This window comes from Ruegeria sp. HKCCE4148, assembly GCF_017872495.1.
Lineage (GTDB): Bacteria > Pseudomonadota > Alphaproteobacteria > Rhodobacterales > Rhodobacteraceae > Ruegeria.
Genome location: NZ_JAEDOS010000002.1, coordinates 856,769 through 878,772 on the forward strand (window position 1 = coordinate 856,769; position 22,004 = coordinate 878,772).

Consider the following 22,004-nt stretch of genomic DNA (forward strand, 5'->3'; position numbering starts at 1 on the left):
GGAATCCAGTCAATTTTCACACCAAAGCGATTGACCCATGCGTTTCGGATAACGTCCGACCCCTGATTATTCCGCAAGGAAAATGACGTATTTGCGTTGACTAAAAGACCGCAACCGGACCCGTTGTTCCTCTGACGATGCGCTCTAATTCGCAGCAGATTCTAAAAGGCTCAGGATCATCTGAGGTAATGTAATCGGTAAACCTCTCACCAGCGAGTTTTCCAATGGTTTCTGCTGGGATGCGAATGGTGGTGAGCCCAGGTTCAACATCCGCAGATCCTTTGAAGTCTCCTATGCCGATGATGGATAGGTCGTCGGGAACCTTCAAGCCAAGACTTTGGGCTGCAAACAATCCACCCTGCGCAATAACGTCATTTCCGCAAAGCAGCGCCGTCGGGCGAGCATGTTCAGTTAAAAGAGACATGGCGGCCTGCTTAGCCTGAGAAACACTGTAGGGAGCTTCAGACTCATGTTCGCTGGGAACGGAAATACCTTTTTCGTTAAGCGCTTCGCGGACGGCAGAAAGCCGATTTTGAGCCCGATCGTTGCCTGTGGTTTTCGGAAAGATCAACCCAATGTGACGGTGGCCCAAGGCCAATAGGTGCTCGGCTGCAAGGTGCCCTGCCAATCGATTGTCAGCCCCAACACAGGGCAGCGGACAGTCCTCCGAGTAGTTCCATATGGCTAGCGCTGGTGTTTTCTGCTGCTCGATCAGCCGGGTCGTAGCGTCGGAATGCTCCAATCCTACCAGCGCTACTCCGTCCACGCGATGCTCTAAAAACTTGCGGACCATCGCGTATTCACGATCGAGGTCATAACTATGGGACGCCAATAGCAAGCTGAACCCGGCTCTATCGATGGTCTCCGAAAAGGCCTGAATGACTTCGGCAAAAATGGCGTGGTTAATCGTCGGGACAACAAGACCGATTGTACCGGATCGTTTGCCATGCATCGTCTGCGCCGCCCGGTTTCGAATATACCCCAGCTTCTGCACTGCTCGGTTGATCTTTTTCCGAGTCGCGGGACTGACCAAATTCGGGTGATTGAAGGTGCGTGACACCGTGGACGGTGACACTTTTGCAGCCTTTGCAACCGCCACTATATCCACCTTACCCTTCTGATAATTATCCATTATCTTCTTCCGATTGGTCGAATTTATGAAAACATTTGCAATACTATTTTCATCGCCTAACCTGATTTGTCAACAAAAGGTAAAGTTTGGCCCAACGGGTTGGGAGGCCCTGAATGGAGTTCATATATTATTTCGGAGAAGTGTTCACGCCGCTGTCGTTTTTGCTGCTTTTGGGCGGCACGATCGGAGGGCTGATCCTGGGCGCGACGCCCGGCTTGTCACCCACAATGGCGGTCGCATTGCTGATTCCGTTCACCTTCCAACTTGAAGCGGCGCAGGGGTTGATCCTCCTGGGTGCTGCCTACACCTCAACTGTAGCAGGTGGTGCGGTCAGTGCAATTTTGCTCAAGATCCCTGGTGCACCAGCCAATATTGCGACAACTTTGGACGGGCACACCATGGCCAAGCAAGGTCAGGGAGCACGGGCATTGCAGCTGTCATTCCTCGCCTCGGCCGTGGGCGGCGTCTTTGGTGTTCTGCTGTTGATCTTCTTGACCCCGGTTCTAGCAAAATGGGCCTTGGCCTTCGGCCCCTCGCACCTGTTCTGGCTGGCCATTTTGGGTGTGACAGTGATCGGGACGTTGGATTCCCCCTCGGTGGTCAAAGGTTTGCTGTCAGGCTGTATCGGGTTGTGGCTGGCTACCATTGGATTTGACGACATCATGGGAGCACAGCGCTTTATCTTTCACCCCGCTTTGGGCGGAGGCATCAATATCATTGCCGCGCTGATTGGCCTGTTTGCGATCCCTCAGGTATTGACGATGTTTGCGAAGGGTCGCCACAACAAGGGTGCCGAAGTCATCGAGGTTCAGCGCCATTCGATCCTGGCCGCGATTCGAGAACTGACCAGCCGAACCCGTGCACTTGGCATCGGCACATTGACCGGTTCGATCATCGGCCTGATACCCGGTGTTGGCGGACAAATCGCTGGGTTGGTCGCCTATGATCAAACAAAGAAGTTTTCAGCTGAAAAAGACAAGTTTGGCACAGGGCATTCCGAGGGTGTGATCGCTGCGGAATCCGCCAATAACGCGATGGTCGGCCCGTCTCTGGTGCCGCTGCTGACCTTGTCGATCCCGGGCAGTCCAACCGCCGCGGTTTTGCTGGGTGGGTTGCTGATCCACGGGATTTTTCCAGGCTCGGACCTGTTCGACAATCACCCGGACGTAGCGTGGACTTTCATCAACTCGATGCTGATCGGACAAGTCCTAATGTGCATTTTTGGTCTCTATGTTGCCGGTCTGGCCGCACGTGTCGCGCAGGTACCGCAGTCGGTCATGGCGGCCATCGTTCTGGCGCTATCGGTCTTCGGCGCCTATTCGGTTCAGGGCTCAATGGGTGATGTCTATGTCATGGCCTGTCTTGGCATTAGCATGTTTTTCTTGGAACGTTTTGGCTTTTCTGCCGCTCCTCTTGTTCTGGGTCTGATCCTGGGACCCATCGCCGAGGCCAACTTCATTCAAGGCGGGATGATCGCCGACGCGACGGTGGGCAAAGCTTCGTATTTCCTGACCGGTGGATTGAACCTGCTGCTGATCGCGGTGGTGCTGGCTTCAGTAGCTTACTCGGTTTGGATGGAACTGCTCCATCGTCGCTACACCACCAAAGAGGAGGCGCAGGCATGAACCGTTCGCAGCATGTAATTGGGTCTGGTGTGGTCTTTGCAGTAGGTCTTTGGGTGACCTGGGTCAGCTATACACAGCAACCCGCCGAAGCGTTCTTGTTTCCACGTCTTATCGCATCGGTCTTTGTGGTTCTGGCTGGCTGGACTTTTGGTAAGGCAGTCATGGGACTGTCCAAGGTCGGAAACGGCATGACACGGACGATGTTTATTAACATGATGCCGGGGCTGATCGTGACGCTGATCTACGTCTTTTGGGCGGCCAAGTCATTGGGCTTTTACACAGCGACCGCAATCACGTTTTTTGCTCTACTGTCGATCTACGATCCAGCCTCACATTCCGAAGCCAAAACCTGGGTCAAACGCGGCGCCATCACAGCGATCTTTGTGACCGTGATGTACGGCCTCTTTGCCATGCTTCTGAACGTCTACACACCAAGGGAAATTCTGTTCTGACCGCACGAGAGATGCGGGTGGACTAAAACAAGGAGGAAATGCAAATGAAACGAATGATTGCAGGGATAGCCTTGGCTCTTATGAGCCTGACGGGCCCGGTGGTGGCCGAGGAATTCCCCGAGCGACCGATCATGATGATGGTTAGCTATGGCGCAGGTGGCGCTACAGATTTTCAGGCGCGGATTGTCACAATGACGTCCGGAAACGAGGACGCGTTGGGGATGCCCATCGCCATCATCAACAAGCCCGGCGCAGGTGGACGCGTGGGCTGGAACTGGTTTGCGACGCAAGCTGAGGCTGATGGCTATACGTTGGCGGCCTATAACGTACCACATTTTATCGCACAGTCGATCAAGGGCGGTGTTGAGTACTCAACCGACAGCTTCGAACCCATCGCAAACTGGGGTGCCGACCCGGCAGTGTTTGTGGTTGGGGCAGACAGTCAATTCAATTCGATGGAAGATGTCGTCGCCTATGCCAAGGAAAACCCTGGCAAGTTGACTGTTTCCGGTGCAGGCCTTTTCGTGGGCCACCACATCGCAGCCTTGCAGATTGATAAGGCTGCGGGAACCAAGATGGCCTACATCCCAACCAAAGGCGGCGGGGCCGCAGCCATGAAAGCAGTGATTGCAGGTGAAGTCATGGGAGGCATCAACAACCTGTCGGATGCGTTCAGGGCACAAGAGGCGGGCAACGTCAAAATCCTTGGTGTCGCTGATCTTGAACGCAGTTCATTCCTGCCGGACGTTCCGACAATGATGGAGCAAGGGCTGGACGTCGACAATTCATCGGTCAACTTCCGGGGTGTGATGGTGCCCAAGGGGACACCGCAAGACGTAATCGACAAACTTGCAGCAACGGTCCCAGAAATGTTCGCCAACGACCGTGTGACCAAAAAGATGAAAGCCGGTGGATCACCGATGCACATCATGACGCGCGATGAAGTGAAAGAGATGTGGGCGCAACGCCAGCAAACTCTGAACGAATTGCTGGCTGGTCTGTGATCTGAACAACATTTGCGGGGCGGAACCGGTCCGCCCCGAATAAACAATTGAGGACCAAGATGAACGCTCGGGACGGGATTTACCCAGAAATCGCTGAAGTGGATCGTATCGTGACGCGCGCACGAACGGCTCAGGCAGTTTACGAAAAAAAAGGCTGTCAGGCTCTTTATGACAAAGCAGCGTTGGCGGCTGGTTGGGCAATTATGGAACCTACCCGCAATCGGGCGCTTGCTGAGATCGCGGTGGAAACAACCGGTCTGGGCAATGTGCCCGACAAGATCACAAAAAACCACCGCAAGACATTGGGCCTGCTGCGAGATATAGCCAAGGTGAAAACCTACGGTGTCATCAATAACGATCCGGCGACCGGTATGACCGAAATCGCTCGTCCCATCGGCGTAATAGGCGCAGTCGTGCCGTCGACCAACCCTGCTGCGACGCCCGCCAACAACATCATAAACGCACTTAAAGGCGGCAACTCCATCGTGGTGGCGCCATCGCCTAAAGGCGTGGCGTCTTGCGAGATGCTGATTGGTTACATCCACGCTGAATTCGACAAGCTGGGCTTGGATCGTAACTTGGTTCAAATGATTCCTGCTCCGGGTTCAAAGGCCAAAACCCAGCGACTGATGGAATCTGTTGATCGGGTGATATGCACCGGTAGTCAAAACAACGTTCATCGCGCGCAGTCCTGTGGCACGCCAGCTGTCGCAGTTGGTGCTGGCAATGTGACTGTGATTGTGGATGAAAGTGCAGACTTGCAAGCAGCTGCAGCCAAGATCACGGCCTCGAAATGTTTCGACAACGCGACGTCCTGCTCATCTGAAAATGCTCTGGTCTTGGTGGATGCGATCTATGACGCGTTCGTGGCCGCAATGGCCGCTGAAGGCGGTGCCTTAGTGCCTCATTCCGAAGCAAGTGGCATCATCGCCAGGCTTTGGCCCGATGGTCATCTCAACCGTTCAGCCATAGCGCAAGATGCGGATAAAATGCTCGAAGCTTTGGGAATGGCAGGAAAAGTGCCCGAAGGGACCAAGTTTTTGGCTGTAGAAACCGATGGCATAGGACCCGATCATCCATTGTCCGGCGAAAAACTCAGCCGAGTTTTGGCGCTGTACCGCGCGGCTGATTTTGAAGAGGCCAAGGTTATTGCCACACGTATTCTAGAACATCAGGGGGCCGGGCATTCCGTCGGCATTCACACCAAGCACGACATACGCGCCGTTGGATTGGGACGTGACTTGCCCACCTGTCGGGTCATTGTGAATCAGGCGCATACCTTCGCAACTGGAGGCAGTTTTTCAAATGGCTTGCCGTTTTCACTCTCAATGGGTTGCGGCAGCTGGGGCGGCAATGCCATCGACACCAACCTGCACTGGAGACATTTCGTCCAGACCACTAAGATCGTACGAGAAACACCCCCGCTTGAGCCCGGACTAGAGGAAATTTTCAGCGACTACTGGTCGGAGGTCGGCCAATGATGGAACCACCCAAGGGAACCGTCCGTGATTGGTTGGACCTAAGAGCAAGCCAGGGGGGAACTGGTTTTGTTTTCCCGGACGGGGCACCTGATCTTAGCTGGAGTGAACTGCGCGAAACGGCCCAACGTATTGCTGTCATGCTAACGGGAATGGGTGTGGCAAAAGGCGAGAGCATTGCGATCCTCTATCCCAATTGCCGCGAAGCGCTTGAGGTCTTGTTCGGTGTTCTCTACGGAGGATTCCGCGCAACGATGATTAACCTTGTCGCCGGTGACAGCGCCATCGCTTATGCACTGGAGCACAGTGGCTCACGCTATGGCTTTGTGCACTCCAGCCAAACGCAATTGTTCGAACGAACAGCCGATCCCAACAGAATTACCCGGTTGCAGGTTACAGATGCCGCCGATCCCAAAGTCGAGCTTCACAGCGTTTCGCCCGACAGCCATGCGCTGTTAATGTACACGTCAGGAACCACCGGGCGCCCCAAAGGTGTAGTTCACACACATTCCAGCCTACTGGCAGGCGGCTGGACGACGGCGGTCGCTCATGAGTTGTCCGAGGTCGATCGCGGATTTTGCGTATTGCCGATCTACCATATCAACGGGCTCTGTGTGACCGTCATGGGAACGCTTGTTTCAGGTGGTTCGTTGGCCATGTCCGAACGGTTTTCGGCCAGTCGGTTCTGGGACAGTCTGAGCAAGTCTCAAGCGACCTGGTTTTCAGTTGTACCTACCATCATTTCTCACTTGTTGCACTCAGACACTAAGCCGGATGCGTGCACTCGTCAGCGCGTGCGTTTTGGTCGTTCCGCATCTTCGGCTTTGGCACCAGATGTACAGCGGGCCTTTGAAGACCGTTTCGAAATCGCGATTGTGGAAACGATGGGATTGACTGAAACCGCTGCTCAAATTTTGTCCAACCCCTTGCCACCCGGTGTGCGTAAGATTGGTTCACCAGGTATCCCCTATGGAAACGAGGCCGCCATTTTTGATGCGAACATGCAGCCCGTTCCGCGTGGGATAGAGGGCGAACTGGTCATTCGCGGGCCAAATGTGATGCTGGAATACCTCAACGACTGCGACGCAACCGCAGGCACGTTCAGTTCTGACGGATGGTTAAGAACAGGTGATCTCGCACGGATGGATGACGACGGATATGTTTTTGTCACTGGTCGACTGAAAGAACTGATCATCAAAGGTGGTGAAAATATTGCGCCGCGTGAGATAGACGAAGCGCTCTATTCTCATCCCGATGTCGTCGAGGCCGCAGCGTTTGCCCGACCCTGTGACAGCTACGGGGAAACTGTCGAGGCAGCCGTGAAAATTCGCGAAGGTTCTCAGCTAACACCGCTGGGTTTGTTACAACTATGCGAAGTCCGATTGGGCCGATTCAAGTCACCCGACGCAGTTCACATCTTGTCTGACCTTCCAAAGGGGCCATCTGGGAAAATCCAGAGAAACCGAATCCTCGAAATCGTTGACGAGGAGGCATGACTTTGGGATGTGACTGCCCTTGCCTTCAGATCGATTGAATGCCCAACAGCCGTTTTTTTAAGGAACGCCACAGCAAAGCAAGCCTAGCTTGCGCGGCACGACAAAATTGAGAAACCTGACGCCGAAAGCACAAGATCCATTCGTCACATCAAACACCTATCAAAACACCGTACATGTCTAAGGGTCGAGTCAAACAGCAGTGATGTCACACGGACTTAAGTAGTAAGTGATAATATTGGGGCTGACCGCCTTGTCACGGTCAGTCTCTGCCGTCACGCTCCGCCCCTGAAGCATTGCTTCAATGTGTTTCTACCGGTTCCTCACGGATCACCGGACTTCCCCAAACTTCTCGCATTGTGAAGCATTGAAAAAGTGTGGCACCTCGTCTCGAATCATCCTGAAATGGCCTAACGTCAGACCATACGGACGACCCGTTCAACGAAGTGCCACCGGGGGAGAACACCCTATAGTTGGCTCGGCACCACAAGGACTGGAATCGTGGATCTGCGCAACACCCGTTTCACAACAGTGCCTAGGAATGTATGTGACGTGCCATGCTCGTGCGACCCCATCACGACCAAGTCGCAATTCAGGTCTCTGGCGCGTTTCAGAATCGATTCCGCAGGATGCCCATCGATCAATTCCACTGAAGTCACGGCAGAGTAGTTCTCTTGATCTTCAGGGGTCAGAGACTTCAGGAAATCATGCTGATTGTCCGTGAGCAGCGATTTAACCGCTGCATGCCGGTCCTTGATGGCCTGCTTGCGGGACTTATCGTCCTGGATGAACATCCTCATGGTGACGATGGCATCCTGCGACAACGGTTCTGTAACATGCAGCACATGGGCTTTGGCCCCATGTGCTATTGCAATGCTCAATGCGTGCCGAAGCGCGTTGTCTGCGTTTTCCGAAAGGTCCGTCGCGACCAGAATGTTCTGTATTTTGGGTAACATTGTCTTCTTCCTCCGTTTCGCGGATCAGTACCCAAAGAACCTTGGGAGCCACAACGCTATTTCAGGCACAAACGCGATGATGAAGATCGCCACAGTGTTGATGAAGGCAAACGGTAGAGCCGCCACTGAAATGCGTTCGATCGAGATATTGGAAATACCTGACGCGATAAACAGGTTCTCACCCAAAGGCGGCGTCTGGAAACCGATGCCCAGCGTACAGACCATGACTACACCAAAGTGAATCGGATCGATCCCCATACTGTAGGCCACTGGTAGCATCACCGGAACCAGGATCAGAATGGTTGCCAATGTCTCCATGAACATGCCGACGAACAGCAGGAACAGGATCACCAACGTCCAGATGATGTAGATGTTGTCGGTGATCGACAGCATCCCGTCTGCAATGATGGCAGGGATCTGATTTTCAACCAGCAAGCGGCCAAACACCGTCGCCGTGAACATGATCAGCAGCACGCGGCCGGTCAGCCAGGTTGTCGTCTCCAGCGAGGTGAAAAGCTTTTCCCAGGTCAGTTCACGATAAATGAACGCACCCACGATCAGCGTGTAGAAGATGGCTACGATCGCAGCTTCAGTCGGAGTGAAGAAACCCGAATAGATGCCGCCCAGAATGACCAGCGGAGCCATAAGCGCCCAGAAACCCCGATACAATTCGCACCAGATATGGCGGGCAGACCAACCTTCCGTGGTACCTTTGTAGCCGTGCTTTCGGGCCAAAATATAGTTCATGATCAGTAGGCTACCGGCAATCAGGAAAGCCGGGAGAAAGCCCGCGATAAACAGTTTCGGGATCGACACGGTTTGGAAAGTGCCATGTTCAGCCACCGCCTCGGGTGGGGGCGGCATGCCGAGGGCCGCGATGCCGAAGATGATCAGCGGAATCGATGGCGGGATCACGATGCCCAAACCACCGGATGAGGCCGTGATAGCCGACGCATAGTCTCGGCTGTAGTTACGCTGGATCATCGCAGGGATCATCAGCATGCCCACCGCCGCTGTTGTCGCAGGACCTGAGCCCGAGATTGCACCGAAGAACAGACAGGCAAAGACCGCTGCGGCAGACATGCCACCAGTGAACGGGCCAGCAAAACTTTCGGCTACGTTGATCAGCCTGCGGGACAGGCCCGACGCCTCCATCAATGCACCAGCCAGAATGAACGCGGGTAGCGCCATCAGCGGAAATGAGCCCACCGAAGTAAAGGCAATCTGCACGAACTTGATTGGGTTTTCATCCAGTACAAGGAAGGTAACCAGCGTAGAAACGCCCAACGCAACTGTAATCGGCGCGCCGATGAACAGCAGCAGAAGAAACCCGCCGAACAGGATATAGATGATTTCGGTGCCCATTACTTGCCCCCTTCTTCACCGAGCTCAGCGCGGACCTCGTCCAGATCAACCTTGTCCGGATCTTTTAGATCTTCGCCGAGAATGATTTTTTTGTAGTTCACCTGAATGATGCGAACGGTCATCAGGGCAAACGCGATGGGCAGAACGATGTAAACCCAACTAAGGTGAAACCCTAGCGTCTGTGACGACTGAAACTTGTTCATCCGGTTGAAGATGAAGTCCAGCGCCAGATAGACGAAATACAGGTTGAAGCAGATCCAGAACAGATCGGCGAACGCTTCGATATATTTGATCGCACGGTCCGGCAGGAATTTGAACTGAAACGTCACCCGGTTGTGGGCGCCCATCTTGGCCGCATAGCTCGCACCGAAAAACACGAACCAGACGAACATGTAGATAGACAGTTCTTCCACCCAGGAAAACGAGAAATTGAACACTGTTCGGACGACAACCTGTAGGAACAACAAGCAGACAAACGTCGCAAGCAGAAAGCGGCAAAGGTAGCTTTCTATGTTGTTGAGTATCCCTAAAAAGGTTTTCATATGCCCCTCCCTAGAAGTGAGAGAGCGCCACTCGGGCGCTCTCTTGTTTTTGTTTTATTTATTCGGAAACCGGGTCGCGACCGATTGCAGCCAGAACGGCGTTCAGCTTTTCAACGCCGCCGATGCTTTCATAGAACTTCGGCCAAACAGCTGTGGTTGCCAGCTCGATGAACTCGGCCTCGTCGTTTTCAGGGACGTGGATTTCCATGCCTTTTTCGACCAGCAGCTCTTTGATTTCAGCTTCCTTGTCGCGCAGGAACTGTGCGGAAGCCTGAGTCGCGGCTTTGCCTGCTTCCAGAACAATCTCTTGATCTTCGGCGGACAGACCTTGGAAGACCTGCTCGGACACGATCAGCGGCTCGATCGAGAAGATGTAACGGATTTCAGTTACATAGTCCTGAACTTCGTAGAACTTCATCGCGTTGATGGTGGTGTAGGGGTTGTCCTGACCGTCAACAACTTTGGTCTGCAGACCTGCGAAGGTTTCCGACCATGCCATCGGAGTCGGGCTGATGCCCCACGCCTTGTAGGTGTCGATCATGATCTCGTTCTTGGGAACGCGGATGACCAGACCTTCAAGGTCAGCAACCGACTTCACAGGTTTCTTCGAGTTCGTCAGAACGCGGAAGCCTGTGTAGGTCCATGCGATGATGCGAACGCCAGCGTCGTTGATGGTGTTCTCGGTCAGTTCCTGGCCAATCGGACCTTGGGTCAGCGTTTCCGCGTCTTCCAGGCTGAGAATCACGTAAGGCAGCGTGAATACGCCAACCGTCGGCGAGAACGGAGTGACGTTGTTGATCGCCAGCAGCGACATGTCCAACGTGCCGATTGCTGCTTCGTTGACGGTGTCCTGCTCTGAGCCGAGCTGACCATTCAGGAACAGTGTCGCGGTGTGCTTGCCGCCTGACAGTTCTTCAAGTTTCTCCTTGAATGCAAGGCCTGTTGCTTCCTGGCTGGAACCGCCGCTGTCACCGACAGCAATCTTAAAGTTCTTGGCGCTTGCCGGTGCGGCCAATGCCAATGCGCCGAGCGACGCAGCCGCCGCAAATGTTTTGATACTTTTGAGCAGAGTCATAAAACCTCCTCCTGTTCGTTGGTTTTGGAAAGTGTTCCGACATGAACAATTGCCCACCAGACCCACTTCGCACGAACACTAGGTTGTTTGGGTTGTGCAATTAATATAAAGTAGTCGAAGTAAAGGTGCAGAAAAATACACGTAAAAAATGCCACAGAAAAAAGCAATCACCAACATCTCTGACGTCGATATAAGGCTCCTTCAGGTATTCCGTACGGTCGTTTCGTGTGGTGGCTTTACAGCCGCAGAATTTGAACTCAACATCAGCCGATCAACAATCAGCAAGCATATTGCCGATCTTGAAACGCGGCTGGGCACAAAACTTTGCCACCGCGGCGCGGCAGGCTTTTCTCTGACATCGGACGGCAAACATGTGCTTGAAGCGTCGAACGAGTTGTTCTTGGCCATAGACAAATTTCAGAACGGATTAGGAGATGTTCGGTCGGAATTGACCGGTAAATTAAGGATAGCACTATTTGATCATTCCACTTCAAATGAGGAATCCAACCTCGATGAAGCGATCAAACGATTCATCGACAAAGCGCCCGGCGTGACACTGGACATATCCATGGAACCGCCGAACATTATCGAAGAAGGCGTGATTAATGGGCGCTTCAACCTCGGTATCGTACCCTTGCACCGACAGTCACCGATGCTGTCTTACTCAGAACTTTATGTCGAAAGAATGCGGTTGTTCTGCGGTCGGGACCACGATTTGTTTCAGTCTGCGTCTGACGACGTCCCTCTAAGTAAACTTCGGCGGTACAATTATGTCGGACTTAGCTTCAACTCACCCAACATGGCTGTTCACCAAAAGTTGATGCTCAGGAAATCCGCATTTGTACAAAACGAAGAGTCTTTGATGCTTTTGATTCTATCCGGCCGGTACTTGGGATTCGTGCCAACGCATAAAGCCCGCACTTTGGTTAAAGAGGGGCACCTCAAACAGATCAATTGCCCTGAAGCCGAGTTTTCTTCGACCATGGCTGCGATTGTACGGAAGAGCGCATCAAAAGGTCGTCGTTTGAACTTGTTTTTGGATGTTCTGCGTTCGTCTCACGGCTGACAGAAGTGTTTTGTCGACGCACTCAGGTTTGTTTTCAGCTCTGGAATATCGAAGCGTAGCGATCCCTTGATGCGCTTCTCGCTTTGTGAAGCAGGCAGTCGTATTCTGTTCTGTGTGAGACCGGGCAACGTAAGCCTTTGCGTATCGTTAAGATAATACCGCTGAACTGCTCTGCCAGAGAGCGAGATGCTTTCCGTCGGATTTCGAGAAGATGGCCACAGAAAGCTGGAAGAAATCACGCGGTTCAGTGCACATTTTTCAAAAGCACGGATCACGCCGCAACGCGGGCCTCAATGTCGCCTGACTGTCTTTGCTTCCTAGAGTTGGGCCACTATTTTTGCCGAGAAAAAACAATGACGAGCTAAACTTCAAAGAGTTTGCAGGGGAAGGCATGGGCTGGGTGACAGGCCAACTGCATCGGCGAGGGCAACGTTGGTTATATTGCCTTGCTCCTGCAGCGTAGACAGAATGTTTATATCGATCCGGTCAAGCTTTGCATTGTCTATCATGATGTCGTCTCCTGAGCGTTCTACTCAGCCAATTCTGCTTGATGGGCCTTGGCCATGTCGATCATGCTGTTGAACTGGAAGTCGTACTTTGGCATTTCACCAGGGTGCATGGTTGCGCCAAAGCCTTTCTTGTCATGCCGACGATAGATCCAGCAATTCGCCAAGCCAAATTTGTTTGCTGGGGCGTGATCATGGAACATGCTTTCTGCGGTATGCAGAATTTCATGCTTTTGAATGCCCTGACGAGCCAGCATTTCGATCATGTAGTCAAAGTTCCGATCAAAAGGTTTGTAGCTCCCTACGTCCTCTGCTGTATAAACACCGTCAAAATGCACGCCAAGACGGGTGTTTGCTGCGGCAAAGGTCGTATTGTCCGTGTTGGTCAGAACAAACAGTTTGTAGTGCTTTTTGAGATACTGCAGCGCTTCGATAGTGTCGTCAAACGCTTTCCAGTGACGCGCATGTTCGCCATACGCAACGCACTGCTCCCAAGTTACCTCAACGCCCCACTCTTCGGCCAAACGGCGATAAACGGTTGGCAGCAATTCGTGATACTTCTTCGCGGGTGTATAGCGCTGCGAAGTGCTCTCGTAGAATGCATGAGCCTCAAGGATTTCGTCGCGCGTCAGGTTACGGCTCACAAGATCAGTAAGTGTTTTCAAACCGTCGATCATGCCGCCTTCCCAATCGAGAAGCGTTCCATACACATCGAATGTCAGGGCTTTGTAATCGCTAAGTTTCATCGGTTTATCCTTCCATATCCGATACTGCATCCAGAGTCGCGCGAAGCCGGTCAACCAAAGGTCTACTTCGCTCTCGGTTAGGGGGCAACACAAGCTACTGCGGAGGCGCGACGCCTAGTGCACAAGGCGATCAGTTGATCATCAGTATGCAAAGGATGAACGCAATTCGCGAGGTTGATGCCAATAACCTCTCGATGACAGTCGAAGCAGGATGTCTGCTTTCGGAAATACAATCGGCGGCGGCCTCTGAAAACTTATTCTTTCCGCTTTCACTCGGATCGCAAGAGTCCTGCCAAATCGGTGGAAATATCTCAACCAACGCTGGCGGTGTTTCAGCTGTACGCTATGGTATTACAAGAGATCTGGTCCTCGGGTTGGAAGCCGTTCTTCCTAATGGTGAGATCCTGAACAACCTGTCGCCACTACGCAAAGACAATCGTGGGTACGCGCTACATCACATGTTGATTGGGGCTGAGGGTTCACTGGGAATAATCACGGCGGCATCCCTGCGTTTGCTTCGTGCACCCTTGTCACAAGCGACCGCATTTTTGGCTGTACGCGACATCGGGGATCTGATGCCCTTGCTGGCGATGGCCCAAAGTGCCACAGGTGAGGCCGTCACGTCCTTCGAGTACATATCGAACTCGTCTCTACAACTTCTGCTGAACAAAGTGCCGGAACTACGGCGTCCGACAGAGGAGCCAGCGGAGCACTATGTACTGATCGAAGCTGCGACATCCTCAACTATTTTGTCCCTTGATCCCGCAATGGAAGCGTTTTTCGAAGCAGGGATGGAACAAGGTTTGATCCTTGACGGGGCAATTGCGTCCAGCGAACAGCAGCGCAAAGATTTTTGGAATCTCAGAGAACATATACCTGAGGGCGAGGTGCTCAATGGTAGCTCTGTCAAACACGATGTGTCTGTAAGAGTCTCGCATGTCGGGCGCTTCATTGAACTTGGGTCAGCATTGGTAAACCAGTATGGGCAAGGTGCTCGTCTCTCCATCTACGGACATGTTGGAGACGGAAACATACACTTTAATCTCTTGGCGCCAGAAGGTGCAGACAATGCAGCATTTCTTGAAATGCTCCAGACTGAGATATCTCCTCGGATTTATGACCTTGTCGCAAAAATGGATGGCTCATTTAGCGCAGAATACGGGTTGGGGCAGGACAAAATTCAACTCAACGAAGCTTTTGGGGACCCTGTTAAGCGTGCGCTCATGTCGACACTTAAAGAGGCGATTGACCCCAATAACATAATGAACCCAGGTAAAGTGGTTCGACCTGGCAAACTCGGTTCAGAGGCCGAGGCCTCAAGCGTGTAGAGGTCGAAAATAAGCTGCAAACAAAACCCTCGTGTTGAATCGTGAGCCGCACTCATAAATCAAGTTGGCCGAGAGAATCCTCGGCCGCTTGGTTGCGATGCGGAATTGTTGCTGATGCTGAAAAGCGTTGGTTGCCTGGCACCAGCCAAGTCGACAGGGTGGAAATACCTCAAGTTGTCGTTTTACAAAGCCACCGGTTCATCAAACGCCAGATTAGGCCGATCTTGGGTTTCAAGCCTTCTGATTCCGCGGCATCCGCTCTGGCCGGAATTGAACGGACTAATATGATCCGCTAGCATCAATTCAAGCAAGTGCTCGCGTCGTTTCAACAATTTGCGCAACGATTTATATCCGCAAACCGTTGAACCTATGTTCCAAGGATTCCTGCTGATTTCGCCCAATTGCGCGGATTATAGCATACCGCGTTCTTCCAGCACTTTACGTGCAACCCGAAAACATTCCAACGATTGCGGAACGCCGCAATATATGCCGATCACGTGAATGATCGAGCGGATTTCTTCTTTGGTTACGCCGTTGTTCAAAGCGCCATTGCAGTGAATTTCCCATTCATGCATTTTGCCCAGAGCGCCTATCATGGTGAGGTTCAGCATCGAACGAGTCTTGTGATCGATTGTGTCGTCACCCCAGCCAAAGCCCCAGCACCAAGCGGTCATGGCTTCCTGAAACGGGCGAGTAAAGTCGTCGGCGGCTGCCAGGTTCTTTTCGACATACTCGGCGCCCAGCGTCGATTTGCGCTGTTTCAAGCCGTGTTCGAATAGGTTGTCGTCCACGTTATTCTCCTTTGATGAAAAGGGCGGTCCTCCAGTTTGACCGACCCGATTGAGTTTTGTTGTTCCGACAGCGTCGTTGAGACATTGTTATCTTCGCAAATCGGAAAGTTCAGGTAACAAATGCGCCGACCAGCCGCTTGGTGGTATTAATTAGGTCCTTTGTGAAGCCACGACAGAACCCGACTTTTTTTGTGAGTTCGGTCACGCATGGCTTAATCGGCACTTGGTTTGCTCCTCATCGTCGATGGTTTTTTCCGCTGATCAACTCCGCAACCGGATGGCCACGTTTTTGGTCTGGACATAATTCCAAAGCGCTTCGCGTCCTTTTTCGCGCCCGTACCCGGATTTTCCATAGCCGCCGAATGGCGTTTCCACCCCGCCTGCATACCATTCGTTGACAAAGACCTGACCAGCACGGATCTGCCGTGCGGCCCGCGTTGCCCGGTCGATATCGCGTGTGAAAACACCGCCGACCAGCCCATAGGGTGTTCCGTTTGCAATCTCGATAGCCTGAGCATCATCACGGAATTTCAGAACCGAAAGGACCGGTGCAAAAGCTTCTTCATTCGCGATGTTCATCTCAGGTGTGACGTTGGTCAGAAGGGTTGGTTCCAGAAATGCGCCGGGGATATTCATTTTACGACCGCCGGTGGCTACCGTGGCCCCCGCCGCGATCGCATCAGACACCATACCAGCCGCACGATCACGCTGTGCCTCGCTGACCATCGGACCCATATTCGGGCCAAATTCACCACGTTCGATACCCGGACCGACGGAAAGGTTGCGTGCGACATTCGAAATGCGTTCGACCAGCTCGTCATGGCGACTTTCGTGTACGATCACGCGGCTCATGGCTGAACACACCTGACCCGCGTTGAAGTAGATCCCCCAGCGCACATCGCTTTCAAAGGCGTCCAGATCAGCGTCATCATGCACGATGGCTGCGGATTTTCCCCCAAGCTCCAATACACAGGGAACCACATTGCGCGCGGCTGCGCTGGCGATTGCGATACCGGTCGGTACAGAGCCTGTGAAGACGATTTGATTGACATGCGGATGCGCCGACAGCGCCGCACCAGCCTCGTGACCCAAACCGCACAGGATGTTTACGGCGCCTTTAGGCAAGCCAACAGCTTCGGCCGCGTGGGCGAACCAAGCATTGGTCAAAGGTGTCAATTCAGGCGTCTTGATCACTACGGTGTTGCCAGTCGCCAGCGCGGCCGAAAGGGAACGCGCGGTCATTTCAACCGGGTAGTTCCAAGGAATGATTTGAGCGGATACCCCAAATGGCTCATACGTGGTGAAATCGAAGTAGTTGGCGCCAAGCGGGATGGACCGCCCCTCGACCGTTTCAGCCTGATTTCCGTAATATTCGAAATACCGGGCCGCGCCTTCGATCTCAACGCGCGCTTCCCAGAGCGGCTTGCCCTGTTCAAAGGTCAGAACCGGGGCAATCTTGTTTATGTTATCCAGCAGGTACCGGCCCATAGCCTGTACCATGCGGCCACGTTCCACGGGGCGCAGTTCGCTGAGCGCACCTGAAAGATGCACGCGGCGGGCCGCCATTACAGCGCGATCCACATCCCCGGCATCAGCCAGCGCCTGTTCGGCCAGCTTTTTGCCTGTCCCGGGGTTGAAAACATCGATCCGACCTGCACCACCATCGATCCAGGTGCCGTCCACGTAATTCTGCCAATAGGGCTTCACGTCGTGCATTTCGCGCATCTCCAAAGCTTCGGAGGGCAAAACACCCTCCGAAAAAAGTTGTTTAACTGTGCTGGGCTTTATTCCACCGCCTCACGCATCCATTGCTGGAGCTTGGCGATGGAATGTTCACTCATGACGCCGCAGGCGGGGTCCAGAACCAGCGGGCCGGGAACGTAGCCTTTGGATTTCAGCCCGCGGTGAACGGATTCGACAAGGCGGATGTCTTCTTCGACCGTTGTTTGGCGGTCTTGTACCGCGAGCCCCCGGATAACATCGCTTTCATGACCGCCTTCGGTGTACCAGCCGCGCCATACGGTGCAGGTGTCCACAGTGTTGGCACGCCAGTGATAGGTGTTCAGCACGTTACCCGGATAGCACTGGAACGAGAACATCGGCCACAGGAACCACGACTGATAGTCGCCTGCATGCGGAACTGACATGTCGATCGGATAGGTCATCTTTTCCAACGCCTGACATTCAGTGGTGTGACGCAACACGTAACCGCCGCCCACGTCGGGTTGAATGTCGTAAGTTTCAGGCTTTACAACGCCTTCTGCAAAAGTGGGGTGGTTAGAGGGGCAGTGGTAGCATTCGGAGTAGTTTTCGATCGAAACTTTCCAGTTGCAGTTTTCCGGAATCTCGACCCATTCCAGCGGTGCCAGGTCGTTTATACCAGGCACGTATTCCGAAATCTCTTCCCTCACGCCGGGATACCATTCGTCCATGGGGGCGGCATCTTTGTCGAGGTTGACGAAGAGGAAGCCCAAAAAATCTTCGGTGCGAACCTCGGTCAGGCAGATTTTTTCGCGCTGAAAGCCGGGAACGTTCTTTACGTTAGGGCCTGCGCGCAATCCGCCGGTCAATTCATAAGACCACTGGTGGTAGGGGCACACCACTACGCGGGTATTGCCGGTGCCGGTAACCATTTCATGAGCCCGGTGCTGGCAGACATTATAGAATGTACGAATGACGTTGTCGCGCCCACGGATAGCAAACAGGTTCTGACCGGCAATCTCAAACGCGAAATAATCGCCGACATTGGGGATGTCGTTGGCGTGACCCGCAAATTGCCAGGTCCGCATCAGAAGACCATTCATCTCATTTTCAAAGACTTCCGGGGCGGTGTAGAATCTGGCGTCCAGCGAATGGGTCAGCGGGGCGTTCATGTGTGTTCCTCCTGGTAAAGGCCAAGCTGATGACGGCGTATGTGAAACTCTTCGACCCGCTCGACGATTTCATCACTCGACACAGCAACAACAAAGCTGAGCAGTGTTTCTAAAAGTGCAATGATAGACAGGGAAGAAGGATAGAATTGAGGGGTGTCTACCGAGACAATGAAACTATGCTGTGCCGACAAAATTATCGGGCTGGCGGGCGAGTCTGATATTCCAATGACAGTGACACCTTGCTTTCGCGCGATGTCCACTGCCTCGACGACTTCAGTACGATAGGGATGACACGTGATGGCAATCAGCACATCCTTCTCATCTGCCCAAGCCAGGTCATCAATAGCCGTTGATCCAGGCCGGGGGATCGCATGAAAGTCTGTCATCCCCGTGCGGGCCAGATATGTGAAGTTTGACGCACTCGAGTTGTTTATTCCAACGCCGAGGGTATAGACGGAACGTGCCGACCAAATAACTTCTGCTGCGGATTGGAGCTGTTCGGCATCAATTTCTGCAAAGGTTTCTTCTATGTTCCGAATGGCGGAATCCAACAGGTCGGCATAGAGTTCTCCAAGGTCACCAGTGCGCCTGATTCCCTGCAGCCAACGCGCCCGGTCCGGGAAAGAAACGTCACTTCGACGAATCTCATCACGAAATGGCTCGCGAAAGTCTCCATATCCTTCAAAACCGATTTGCCTGGCCATTCGCACAACCGTGTTTGGTTTTACTCTGGCAGCCTCGGCTATCTCACGCACGGTGGAAACACCAACTTCCCGTGGGTTTTCCAAAACATATCGCGCGGCTTTCTGAGCTTCGGGTGTCAAAAGCGTCAATTCCTCTGACAGGCGCCCCAGAACCCCAGTTGAAACATCTGTACCATTCATTGCGAGTCTCGGTATGTACATTTGTGCCGTTAGACATTGACACTGGTACATATGTGGCAATAGGAAGTCCATAGAAATCTGCGACTCTCGAACAGGAATTCTTGCGATGTCCACAAAAGAACTGCCCGAACGCGCCAAGGTCGTCATTGTTGGTGGCGGCGTTATGGGATGCGGCCTAGCGTACCACCTAGGTCATGAAGGCTGGGGGGCTGAGACCGTCCTGCTGGAAAAAGCAGAACTGACAAGCGGGTCGACTTGGCACGCCGCAGGTCAAATCACCCATTCCACCAGTTCTTATGGTTTGGGCCGCATGGTCGACTATAACATCGGCCTGTATTCAAAGACGCTTGAGGAAGAGACGGGGCAAGCCGTAACGTGGCACGGCTGCGGTTCCTTCCGTCTAGCCTACACCGAAGACGAAATGGATTGGCTGCGCCACACCCTGTCGGTGGGTCGTTCGCTCGGCTTCAACATTGAACTGGTGGGCCCGGACTTTATTGCCGCGAAGCACCCGTTCTATAACCTCGAAGGCGTTCTGGGCGCGCTTTACACTCCGGATGACGGCCACGTTGACCCGTCGAACGTGACCATGGCCATGGCCACAGGTGCCCGTCAGAAAGGCGTGAAAATCTTCCGTCACTGCCGCGCCACCAACATCACCCAAAACGATGCAGGTGATTGGGTGGTCGAGACCGAGAAGGGCACGATTATCTGCGAGCATGTGGTCAATGCTGGCGGCACTTACGCTCGTCAGATGGGCGAATGGTCGGGCCTGCAACTGCCGATGACCTCGATGACGCACCACTATTTCGTAACCGAGAACGTACCTGAGTTTCAGGATCTGGACACCGAACTGCCGGTGATCCGCGACGACAAACAGGTCTCAGGCTACATCCGGATGGAGCAGAAAAAGGGCCTGATCGGGATTTACGAAAAAGAAAACTCGAACTCGGTCTGGCATGACGAATGCCCATGGGAATACGAGAACTGGCTGTTCGAGGCCGATTATGACCGCGTGATGCCCTGGCTGGAAAACTCGCTGGAACGGATGCCGATCTTTGCTGAACTCGGCATCACCCGCGAAGTGCATGGCGCGATCAGCCATCCGCCGGATGGCAACCCGATGGTTGGCCCCGCTCCGGGCGTCAAGAATTACTGGTGCTGCTGTGGTACACAGATCGGTATCGGTTGGGGCCCTGGCCTGACCCGTGAACTGGCCAAGTGGATGGTTAATGGGGCCGCTGACATCTCGATGCGTGACTACGACCCGCGCCGCTTTGGCGCCTATGCAAAGAAAGACTGGCAGGTCATCAAAGCGCACGAAGATTACAAATTGCGCCATGAGATCCCCTTCCCGCACTTCAACCGTCTGGAAGGCCGCCCGATCAAGCCGTCGCCGCTATATGAACTCCTCAAGGACAAAGGCGCGGTCTACGAAGAAGTCTATGGTTTCGAACGTCCCCGTTGGTTTGCAACCGAAGGTGTCGAGCAGCACGATCACTACAGCTTCCGCCGCAACGTGGTGCATGATGTGGTCGGTGCCGAGGTCAAAGCCGTCCGCGAAAACGTCGGCATCATGGATGTGACCGCTTTCACCAAGGTCGAGGTTTCGGGACCGGACGCCTATGCGTTGTTGGACCGTCTGACCGCCAACAAGATGCCGCAGAAGACCGGCTCGATCACGCTGACCCATATGCTAAACCGCCGGGGCCGGATTGAGTTGGAAACCACTCTGGTGCGGATGGCGGATGACCGCTTCTATCTGGTCTGCGCGGCCTTCTTCGAGCAGCGCCTGCTGGACCACCTGAACCACAACCGTGCCGATGAGAATGTGACCATCACGCCACTGTCCGCTGGCTGGTCGGCCCTGTCGCTGAACGGTCCGAAATCGCGCGAAGTTCTGGCACAGTGCACCGATGCGGACCTGTCCAATGCCGGTTTCCGCTGGCTGTCGGCTCAGGAAATCACCGTGGCCGGTCACAAGGTCTGGGCGTTCCGCATGTCCTATGCCGGCGAGCTGGGTTGGGAATTCCACATGCCGGATGAGGCCTGTGTGGATGTCTATACGGCCCTGTGGGCTGCTGGCGAGCCGCATGGCATCGTCAACTATGGCTCTTTTGCCATGAACGTGATGCGGATGGAAAAAGCCTTCCCCGGCGCGGGCGAACTAACCAACGAGGTCACGCTGCCCGAGGCCAATGTGGGTCGCTTCTTCAAGCTGGACAAGGAGTATCTGGGTGTCGAAGCCACACGCGTAAGCGCCGAGCAGACCGAGAAAGGCGAAATGCCCTGGGTCTGCGCCTATCTGGAAATCGAACCAGACGGGATCGAAGACGGACATGGTGGCGAGGCGATCAAGTTAAACGGCGAGATTGTTGGCGCGACAGCATCTGTTGCTTACGGCCACACGGTCGGCAAGATTCTGGCCTTTGCCTATGTCAAGCCGCACGCCAACGTGCCGGGTCAGGAGATCGAAGTGATCGTCGCAGGTGAACCCCGTAAGGGTCGCATACTGGGCGAGCCTGCCTACGACCCACAGAGCAAGCTGCCTCGCACCGACGCACCCGTTGCGGTTCCAGCTTAAAACAAAACCGGCGGGCATAAGATCAGGTGCCCGCCACCCAATACCGACAACTCAGATCAGGACACTGACCGTTTGGCAACATCGTAGTAACGCCCTGAAGCATC

Annotated in this window: 18 protein-coding genes and 2 pseudogenes; 9 read left to right on the forward strand and 11 right to left on the reverse strand. The window is 53.8% G+C overall.

Going from position 1 to position 22,004, the window contains the following annotated elements:
• Positions 1-100: 100 nt before the first annotated feature.
• Positions 101-1,132 (reverse strand): LacI family DNA-binding transcriptional regulator, encoded by a 1,032-nt coding sequence (locus tag I9187_RS09080; protein WP_171176528.1) that lies wholly within the window; start codon positions 1,130-1,132, stop codon positions 101-103.
• A 113-nt stretch (positions 1,133-1,245) separates the two neighbouring features.
• Between I9187_RS09080 and I9187_RS09085 the strand changes: the two genes are divergently transcribed.
• Genes I9187_RS09085 through I9187_RS09105 form a run of 5 tightly spaced genes read left to right on the forward strand, consistent with a single transcriptional unit; the run spans position 1,246 to position 7,187 of the window.
• Complete coding sequence (locus I9187_RS09085; protein WP_171176526.1) at positions 1,246-2,757, forward strand: tripartite tricarboxylate transporter permease; 1,512 nt, start codon at positions 1,246-1,248, stop codon at positions 2,755-2,757.
• Positions 2,754-3,209 carry a tripartite tricarboxylate transporter TctB family protein gene (locus I9187_RS09090; protein ID WP_171176524.1) on the forward strand — a complete coding sequence of 152 codons (456 nt, stop codon included), beginning with the start codon at positions 2,754-2,756 and terminating at the stop codon, positions 3,207-3,209. Before I9187_RS09085 ends, I9187_RS09090 begins: the two co-directional genes overlap by 4 nt.
• Before the next feature lie 44 nt (positions 3,210-3,253).
• Positions 3,254-4,213 carry a tripartite tricarboxylate transporter substrate binding protein gene (locus tag I9187_RS09095; RefSeq protein ID WP_171176522.1) on the forward strand — a complete coding sequence of 320 codons (960 nt, stop codon included), beginning with the start codon at positions 3,254-3,256 and terminating at the stop codon, positions 4,211-4,213.
• A 59-nt stretch (positions 4,214-4,272) separates the two neighbouring features.
• Positions 4,273-5,694, forward strand: a complete 1,422-nt coding sequence (locus tag I9187_RS09100) for an aldehyde dehydrogenase family protein (RefSeq protein ID WP_209509396.1) — start codon at positions 4,273-4,275, stop codon at positions 5,692-5,694.
• Positions 5,691-7,187 (forward strand): AMP-binding protein, encoded by a 1,497-nt coding sequence (locus I9187_RS09105; RefSeq protein ID WP_171176517.1) that lies wholly within the window; start codon positions 5,691-5,693, stop codon positions 7,185-7,187. The genes I9187_RS09100 and I9187_RS09105 overlap by 4 nt, the downstream gene beginning before the upstream one ends.
• 464 nt (positions 7,188-7,651) lie before the next feature.
• Here the strand turns inward: I9187_RS09105 and I9187_RS09110 are convergent, their stop codons facing one another.
• From I9187_RS09110 to I9187_RS09125, 4 genes are read right to left on the reverse strand one after another with little or no spacing between them, the layout of a single operon-like run.
• Positions 7,652-8,140, reverse strand: coding sequence for a universal stress protein (locus I9187_RS09110; protein WP_171176515.1), 489 nt, complete (start codon positions 8,138-8,140; stop codon positions 7,652-7,654).
• 24 nt (positions 8,141-8,164) lie between these two features.
• Positions 8,165-9,505: a TRAP transporter large permease gene (locus I9187_RS09115; RefSeq protein WP_171176513.1), complete on the reverse strand. Its 1,341-nt coding sequence runs from the start codon at positions 9,503-9,505 to the stop codon at positions 8,165-8,167.
• Entirely contained in the window at positions 9,505-10,047 is a 543-nt protein-coding gene (locus I9187_RS09120; protein WP_171176511.1) for a TRAP transporter small permease, read from the reverse strand. The genes I9187_RS09115 and I9187_RS09120 overlap by 1 nt, the downstream gene beginning before the upstream one ends.
• Positions 10,048-10,105: 58 nt before the next feature.
• Positions 10,106-11,122, reverse strand: a complete 1,017-nt coding sequence (locus I9187_RS09125) for a TRAP transporter substrate-binding protein (RefSeq protein ID WP_171176509.1) — start codon at positions 11,120-11,122, stop codon at positions 10,106-10,108.
• Positions 11,123-11,270: 148 nt separating this feature from the next.
• On the opposite strand from I9187_RS09125, the gene I9187_RS09130 reads away from it, so the two are divergent.
• Positions 11,271-12,188 (forward strand): LysR family transcriptional regulator, encoded by a 918-nt coding sequence (locus I9187_RS09130; protein ID WP_171176507.1) that lies wholly within the window; start codon positions 11,271-11,273, stop codon positions 12,186-12,188.
• Between the two features lie 389 nt (positions 12,189-12,577).
• Here I9187_RS09130 and I9187_RS09135 read toward each other — a convergent pair.
• A pseudogene (locus I9187_RS09135) lies at positions 12,578-12,697 on the reverse strand (winged helix-turn-helix transcriptional regulator); the annotation flags it as partial.
• 20 nt (positions 12,698-12,717) lie between these two features.
• Positions 12,718-13,440, reverse strand: a complete 723-nt coding sequence (locus tag I9187_RS09140) for a haloacid dehalogenase type II (RefSeq protein WP_171176505.1) — start codon at positions 13,438-13,440, stop codon at positions 12,718-12,720.
• A 14-nt stretch (positions 13,441-13,454) separates the two neighbouring features.
• Here I9187_RS09140 and I9187_RS09145 point away from each other — a divergent pair, with 14 nt between their 5' ends.
• Together I9187_RS09145 and I9187_RS21915 are read left to right on the forward strand one after the other, a co-directional pair.
• Complete coding sequence (locus I9187_RS09145) at positions 13,455-14,768, forward strand: FAD-binding oxidoreductase (protein ID WP_348540083.1); 1,314 nt, start codon at positions 13,455-13,457, stop codon at positions 14,766-14,768.
• 162 nt (positions 14,769-14,930) lie between these two features.
• A pseudogene (locus tag I9187_RS21915) lies at positions 14,931-15,064 on the forward strand (IS6 family transposase); the annotation flags it as partial.
• 114 nt (positions 15,065-15,178) lie between these two features.
• Here the strand turns inward: I9187_RS21915 and I9187_RS09150 are convergent.
• The 4 genes from I9187_RS09150 to I9187_RS09165 all read right to left on the reverse strand — a co-directional run bounded on the left by I9187_RS09150 (position 15,179) and on the right by I9187_RS09165 (position 19,316).
• Positions 15,179-15,559 carry a carboxymuconolactone decarboxylase family protein gene (locus I9187_RS09150; RefSeq protein WP_171176503.1) on the reverse strand — a complete coding sequence of 127 codons (381 nt, stop codon included), beginning with the start codon at positions 15,557-15,559 and terminating at the stop codon, positions 15,179-15,181.
• A 261-nt stretch (positions 15,560-15,820) separates the two neighbouring features.
• Positions 15,821-17,275, reverse strand: a complete 1,455-nt coding sequence (locus tag I9187_RS09155) for an aldehyde dehydrogenase family protein (protein ID WP_171176501.1) — start codon at positions 17,273-17,275, stop codon at positions 15,821-15,823.
• A 68-nt stretch (positions 17,276-17,343) separates the two neighbouring features.
• Positions 17,344-18,432 (reverse strand): aromatic ring-hydroxylating dioxygenase subunit alpha, encoded by a 1,089-nt coding sequence (locus I9187_RS09160; protein ID WP_171176499.1) that lies wholly within the window; start codon positions 18,430-18,432, stop codon positions 17,344-17,346.
• Positions 18,429-19,316 (reverse strand): MurR/RpiR family transcriptional regulator, encoded by an 888-nt coding sequence (locus I9187_RS09165; RefSeq protein WP_171236318.1) that lies wholly within the window; start codon positions 19,314-19,316, stop codon positions 18,429-18,431. Before I9187_RS09165 ends, I9187_RS09160 begins: the two co-directional genes overlap by 4 nt.
• Before the next feature lie 106 nt (positions 19,317-19,422).
• On the opposite strand from I9187_RS09165, the gene I9187_RS09170 reads away from it, so the two are divergent.
• Positions 19,423-21,900, forward strand: coding sequence for an FAD-dependent oxidoreductase (locus I9187_RS09170; protein WP_209940145.1), 2,478 nt, complete (start codon positions 19,423-19,425; stop codon positions 21,898-21,900).
• Positions 21,901-22,004 lie beyond the last annotated feature (104 nt).

Bases quoted from the DNA above. Each gene is read 5' to 3' on its own strand.
- I9187_RS09130 (WP_171176507.1), top strand. From the start codon at position 11,271: ATGCCACAGAAAAAAGCAATCACCAACATCTCTGACGTCGATATAAGG.
- I9187_RS09115 (WP_171176513.1), bottom strand. From the start codon at position 9,505: ATGGGCACCGAAATCATCTATATCCTGTTCGGCGGGTTTCTTCTGCTG.
- I9187_RS09105 (WP_171176517.1), top strand. From the start codon at position 5,691: ATGATGGAACCACCCAAGGGAACCGTCCGTGATTGGTTGGACCTAAGA.
- I9187_RS09160 (WP_171176499.1), bottom strand. From the start codon at position 18,432: ATGAACGCCCCGCTGACCCATTCGCTGGACGCCAGATTCTACACCGCC.
- I9187_RS09140 (WP_171176505.1), bottom strand. From the start codon at position 13,440: ATGAAACTTAGCGATTACAAAGCCCTGACATTCGATGTGTATGGAACG.
- I9187_RS09090 (WP_171176524.1), top strand. From the start codon at position 2,754: ATGAACCGTTCGCAGCATGTAATTGGGTCTGGTGTGGTCTTTGCAGTA.
- I9187_RS09120 (WP_171176511.1), bottom strand. From the start codon at position 10,047: ATGAAAACCTTTTTAGGGATACTCAACAACATAGAAAGCTACCTTTGC.
- I9187_RS09100 (WP_209509396.1), top strand. From the start codon at position 4,273: ATGAACGCTCGGGACGGGATTTACCCAGAAATCGCTGAAGTGGATCGT.
- I9187_RS09110 (WP_171176515.1), bottom strand. From the start codon at position 8,140: ATGTTACCCAAAATACAGAACATTCTGGTCGCGACGGACCTTTCGGAA.
- I9187_RS09125 (WP_171176509.1), bottom strand. From the start codon at position 11,122: ATGACTCTGCTCAAAAGTATCAAAACATTTGCGGCGGCTGCGTCGCTC.
- I9187_RS09080 (WP_171176528.1), bottom strand. From the start codon at position 1,132: ATGGATAATTATCAGAAGGGTAAGGTGGATATAGTGGCGGTTGCAAAG.
- I9187_RS09085 (WP_171176526.1), top strand. From the start codon at position 1,246: ATGGAGTTCATATATTATTTCGGAGAAGTGTTCACGCCGCTGTCGTTT.
- I9187_RS09165 (WP_171236318.1), bottom strand. From the start codon at position 19,316: ATGAATGGTACAGATGTTTCAACTGGGGTTCTGGGGCGCCTGTCAGAG.
- I9187_RS09155 (WP_171176501.1), bottom strand. From the start codon at position 17,275: ATGCACGACGTGAAGCCCTATTGGCAGAATTACGTGGACGGCACCTGG.
- I9187_RS09170 (WP_209940145.1), top strand. From the start codon at position 19,423: ATGTCCACAAAAGAACTGCCCGAACGCGCCAAGGTCGTCATTGTTGGT.
- I9187_RS09095 (WP_171176522.1), top strand. From the start codon at position 3,254: ATGAAACGAATGATTGCAGGGATAGCCTTGGCTCTTATGAGCCTGACG.